Below are 5,354 nucleotides of genomic sequence, written 5' to 3' on the forward strand. Positions count from 1 at the left end.
CCCGCCAGTAGGCGATCTGCTTGGAGATCAGGCTGCCGGGGTCGTCCTCGGAGCCGAACAGCTCGCGCTGCCAGAGCGTGTAGTCGGCGTACTGGACGGGCAGCGGCGCCCACTGCGGTTCCCGTCCTTGCGAGCGGGCCGCGTAGGCGAGGATCACGTCGCGGGCGAGCGGCGCCATCGACCAGCCGTCCGCGGCGATGTGGTGCAGGACCAGCATCAGGACGTGGGTGTCGCCGCCGAGCGCGAACAGCCGGGCCCGCAGCGGCGGCTCGACGGACAGGTCGAAGCCCTGCCCGACGGCGGCGGCGAGCGCCATCGGCAGCGCGGCCTCGCCGGTTTCGGTGATGTCGAGGCGGGGACGGGCGGCGGCCGGGTCGAGGACGAGCTGCCGGGGCCTGCCCGACCCGTCCGGGAAGATCGTGCGGAGCGACTCGTGCCGGGCGACCACGTCGGCGAGCGCGTCGCGGAGCGCGTCGCGGTCGAGGGCCCCGTTGAGCCGCAGCGCGATCGGCATGTTGAACGTCGCGGAGGCGTCTCCGGCCCCACGGCCATCGAGGCGGTTGAGGAACCACAGCCGCTGCTGCGCGTACGACAGCGGCACGATGTCGGGGCGTTCGGCCCGGGCGAGCGGCGGCCGCACGCCGCCGGCGGCGCCCGCGAGCCGTTCGGCGAGGCCGGCGGCGGTCGGCGCCTCGAACAGCGCGCGGACGGGCAGTTCCACGCCCAGCGCGGAGCGGATCCTGCTGACGAGGCGGGTCGCGGTGAGCGAGTCGCCGCCGAGGTCGAAGAACCCGTCGTCGACGCCGACCCTCGCGACGCCGAGGATCTCGGCGAACAGGCCGCAGAGGATCTCCTCCTGCGGGGAGCGCGGCGCGCGGCCGACGGACGCGCCGGTGTCGGGCGCGGGCAGCGCGGCCCGGTCCAGCTTGCCGTTCACGGTGAGCGGCAGCGCGTCCACGACCGTGAACGACGGGACCATGTGGTCGGGCAGCCGTTCCGCCGCGAACCGCCGCACGGCGGGGACGTCGATGCCGGTGCCGGCGAGGTAGGCGGCGAGGCGCTTGTCGCCGGGGCGGTCCTCGCGGACGACGACGGCGGCCTGCGCGACGCCCGCACATCCGGCGAGGACGTTCTCGACCTCGCCGGGCTCGACCCGGAAGCCGCGGATCTTGACCTGGTCGTCGGTGCGGCCGAGGTACTCGATCGTCCCGTCCGGGAGCCATCGGGCCAGGTCGCCGGTACGGTACATGCGGTCGCCGGGCGCACCGAACAGGTCCGCGACGAACCGTTCTGCGGTCAGGCCGGGCCGGCCGAGGTAGCCGCGTGCGAGCTGCGCGCCCGCGAGGTACAGCTCGCCGGGGACGCCGACCGGCGCGGGCTGGAGCGCGGTGTCCAGGACGTAGCAGCGGACGTTGCGGTAGGGGCCGCCGACCGACGGGCGCTCGCCGTCCGCGACGACCCGGTTCATCGTGTCGATCGTGGATTCGGTCGGCCCGTAGAGGTTGCGCGTGGTGAGGCCGGGGATCGCGCGGAGGTCCGCCCACAGCGCCTCGCCGATGGCCTCGCCGCCGAGGAGCAGCTGTGTAGGCAGGTGCCGTCCGTCATCGTTCAGCAGGCCCGCTTCGCGCAGCGTGCTGAAGTGCGACGGGGTCGTGTTCACCAGGTCGATGTGCGCGCGCGCCACGTAGGCGGTGTACGCCTCCACATCGCGGCGGGTTTCGTCGTCGATGAGGTGCAGCTCGTGGCCGTGCATCATCCACAGCAGACCCATCCAGGACGTGTCGAACGAGAACGACGCCAGGTGCGCGAACCGCATCCTGCGCCCGCCTGCGGCCTCGATCGCGGGGTCGATGAACGTGTCCCGGTGCGCCTCGAAGTAGTTCAGCACGCCCGTGTGCGGGATGGTCACGCCCTTGGGGCGGCCGGTCGAGCCCGAGGTGTAGATGACATATGCGGCGTTGCCGGTCCGCAGCGGCCTCACGCGGTCGGCATCGGCCGGGTCGTCCGCGGGCCGTCCGGCGGTGTCCGGGAAGTCGCCGGCCCTGACGGTGAGGGCCGGGCGGCAGTCGTCCAGCATGTAGGCGATGCGGTCGGGCGGGTACTCGGGGTCGATCGGGACGTAGGCGGCGCCCGCCTTCAGCACGCCCAGAATCGCCACGACGATCTCCGGCGTGCGCGGGAGGACGAGCGCGACACGGTCTTCAGGGCCGATCCCCCGCGCGATGAGTTCGTGCGCGAGGCGGTTGGCGCGCTCGTTCAGCTCCGCGTAGGTGAGGCGTGCGTCGCCGCAGACGAGGGCGGTTTCGCCGGGGGTGCGGGCGGCCTGCCGCTCCATCAGGGCCGGGAGCGTGCCGGTCGGGAGGTCGCCGGCCGTGTCGTTCCAGGCGGTGAGCGCCGCGCGTTCGGTGTCCGTGGGGAGACCCACGGCGCCGATCAGCTGCTCCGCGTCCTCGGCGAACGCCTCCAAGAAGCGGCGGACGCGGGCCAGGAGCGCTTCGACGACGGGCCGTCCGTACACGTCGGGCCGGTAGTGCAGCCGCAGCGACAGCCTCTCGCCGGGCGCGACGACGAACGACAGGGGGAAGTGGGTCGCGTCGTAGGAGTCGGCTGCGGCGATGCGGACGCCGTTGAGGGAGCTGTCCATCGAGGCCGGGTCGAACGGGTAGTTCTCCAGCACCGTCATCGTGTCGAACAGCGCGCCGCCGTGCCCCGCCGCACGCTGGATGTCGGTGAGGCCCAGGTGATGGTGGGCGAGGAGTTCGGTCTGCTCGTCCTGGAGCCGTTCCAGCAGCGTGCCCAGCGACTCGTCCATCCGGTAGCGGACGCGGATCGGCAGCGTGTTGATGAACAGCCCGATCATCTGCTCGATGCCGGGCAGTTCGGGTGGACGGCCCGAGACGGTCGCGCCGAACACGACGTCGTTCGAGCCGAGCAGCCGCCCCAGGACCAGACCCCACGCGCCTTGCAGGACGGTGCTCAGCGTGACGCCGTGCCGCCGGGCCGCGCGGGTGAGCTTCCGGGTGGTGCGTTCGTCCAGCTCGGTGATGGTCCGCTCCGGCGGCTCCGGTGCGCGTCCGGCGGCCTCGGGGGCGACGAGGCTGGGCTCGTCGACGCCGTCGAGGGCGCGGCGCCAGGCCTCCTCGGCGCCGGCGCGGTCCTGCTCGGCGAGCCAGGCCAGGTAGTTCTTGTACGGGGTGACGCGGGGCAACCCCGTGTCGTGGCCGCCCTGCATGTAGAGCATGAACAGCTCGGTCGCCAAGATCGGCGTGGACCAGCCGTCCAGCAGAATGTGGTGGTTCGTGAGGATCAGCCGGAACCGCTGTGGTGCCATCCGGACGAGGACGAACCGCAGCAGCGGCGGCGCGGTCATGTCGAAGCCGCGCGAACGTTCCCGCGCAACGACCGCGTCCGCCTCGGCGGCGGACGCGTCCACCTCCTCCCACGGCAGTTCGACCGTGCGGGGCACGACCTGCACGGGACGCGACAGGTCCTCGTGCCAGAACGCGGCGCGCAGGTTCGGGTGGCGGCGCAGCAGGGTCCCGGCGGCGGTCCGCAACGCGGCGACGTCCAGTGGCCCCTCAAGGTCGAGGACGAGCTGGGCCGTGTACACGTCGGTGTCGTCGGCGTCGAAAAGGGCGTGGAAGAAGAACCCCTGCTGCAGCGGCGACAGCGGCAGGATGTCCTCGAGGTCCCCCCGGTTCATTTCTGCCGCCTCCACGCGTTCTGTAGCTTGTCGATCTCGCCCTGGTCCAGGTCGACGAGCAGGTCGGAGGGGGTGAACCCGCCCGCCGCCCCGCCTCGGTCGGCCGAGGTGACGTGCGCGACGAGGCCGCGCAGGGCGGCGAACCAGCTCTCGGCCAGTTCCCGGACGTCGCGGGAGTCCATCAGCCCGCCGGGCCACGTCCACGTCGCGGACAGCACGGGGCCGCCGGGCAGGTCGCGGGTCACGGCGTTGATCTCCAGGACGTGCGCCATCGGCATCCGGGGGTCCTCGCCCGCGGGCGGCTCCTCGGGGGCGAGCGTCCAGTCGCCGCCCTCGCCGCCGCCGTCGACGCGGCCGAGGTAGTTGAAGGCGATCTGCGCGGGCGGCACCTCGGCCAGTTCCCCGGCGGCGTCGCCGCCGCCGTATCTGAGCAGGCCGTAGCCGAGCCCGCCGCCCGGGACGGCTCTGAGCTGCTCCTTGACCTTCTTGACGGCGGTGCCGACGGCCGAGCCGCCGTCGCGGACCTCGGCCCAGTCGGCGTTCCCCGCGTCCAGCCGGACGGGGTGGATCGAGGTGAACCATCCGGCGGTGCGGGAGATGTCGACGCCGGGCACGACGTCCTCGCGGCCGTGGCCCTCCAGGTCGACGAGGACGTCGGTGCCGCGGCCGCCGTGGTGGCGCCGCCACTGGGAGACCGCGAGCGTGAGGCCGGTGAGCAGGACGTCGTTGGCGCGGCCGTGGAACGCGGCGGGGACCTCGGTGAGCAGCGGGCCCACGATGTCGGCGGGCAGGTCGAGGGTGAGCGACCGGGCCCGCGCGGCGATGTCGACGCGCGGGTCGAGGGTGCGGCCGGCGAGTTTCCGGGGCGGGCCGTCGACGATGTCGAGCCAGTCGTCCAGCTCTCCGGCGTCCCCGCCGGACGCGGTGAGCTTCTGCGCCCAGCGGCGGAACGACGTCCCGACCGGCTGGAGCTCTCCCCCGGCCCAGGCGGTGACCAGGTCGGGCAGCAGGATCCGCCATGACACGCCGTCCACGACCAGGTGGTGAAGGGCGACGAGGAGGCGTCCCTGGTCCTGGCCCGCGTCGAACCACACGAGCTGCGCGACCGTTCCCGCCCGCGGGTCGAGCCGGTCGCGGGCGGCGGTGGCCTGCTCGGTGATGACGGCGCGGAGCTTGTCGGCGTCCAGCCCGGCGACGTCCACGCGGGTGACGAGGTCCGCGGCGTCGGATGAGCCGGGCTGCCGGACGACCGGCTGCCAGCGGTCGTCCTGCGCGTCCAGGCGGAGGCGGAGGACGTCGTGGTGGTCCAGGAGGGTCTGGAGCGCGGCGGTCAGCTCCCGCACGCCGAGATGCGGCGGCGTGCGCAGCAGCATCGACTGGTGGAAGCCGCTGATCAGCGAGGCGTCACCGTTCACCCGGTCGCGCAGCCACGCGATGATCGGGGTGACCGGGACCGGGCCGACGCCGGCGCCGGGCGCCTCGGTCTCGATCTCCTCGCCCTCACCGGCGGGCTGCGCGGTCGCGGCCAGTTCCTCGACGGTCTGGTGCTGGAACACCTCCCGCGGCGTGATGACCAGGCCGGACTGGCGGGCGCGGGAGACGAGCTGGATGGCGATGATGGAGTCGCCGCCGAGGTCGAAGAACCCGTCGT

At 73.5% G+C, this 5,354-nt stretch carries 2 protein-coding genes and 2 pseudogenes; all 4 read right to left on the bottom strand.

Annotated elements, in window-relative coordinates; translation table 11 throughout:
• The coding region (locus tag ACTWPP_RS44795; protein ID WP_443110584.1) for a condensation domain-containing protein at nucleotides 1-1,168 on the bottom strand (1,168 nt) is incomplete at its 3' end.
• Nucleotides 1,151-2,335 (bottom strand): annotated as a pseudogene (locus ACTWPP_RS44800) (amino acid adenylation domain-containing protein); the annotation flags it as partial. The gene ACTWPP_RS44795 and the pseudogene ACTWPP_RS44800, both read right to left, overlap by 18 nt.
• A 111-nt stretch (nucleotides 2,336-2,446) precedes the next feature.
• A pseudogene (locus ACTWPP_RS44805) lies at nucleotides 2,447-3,703 on the bottom strand (condensation domain-containing protein); the annotation flags it as partial.
• Nucleotides 3,700-5,354 (bottom strand): condensation domain-containing protein (locus ACTWPP_RS44810; RefSeq protein ID WP_443110583.1); only part of this gene is annotated, 1,655 nt, incomplete at its 5' end. The pseudogene ACTWPP_RS44805 and the gene ACTWPP_RS44810, both read right to left, overlap by 4 nt.

The sequence above is a fragment of the Actinomadura sp. 3N407 genome, assembly GCF_052245875.1.
Taxonomy (GTDB): domain Bacteria; phylum Actinomycetota; class Actinomycetes; order Streptosporangiales; family Streptosporangiaceae; genus Spirillospora.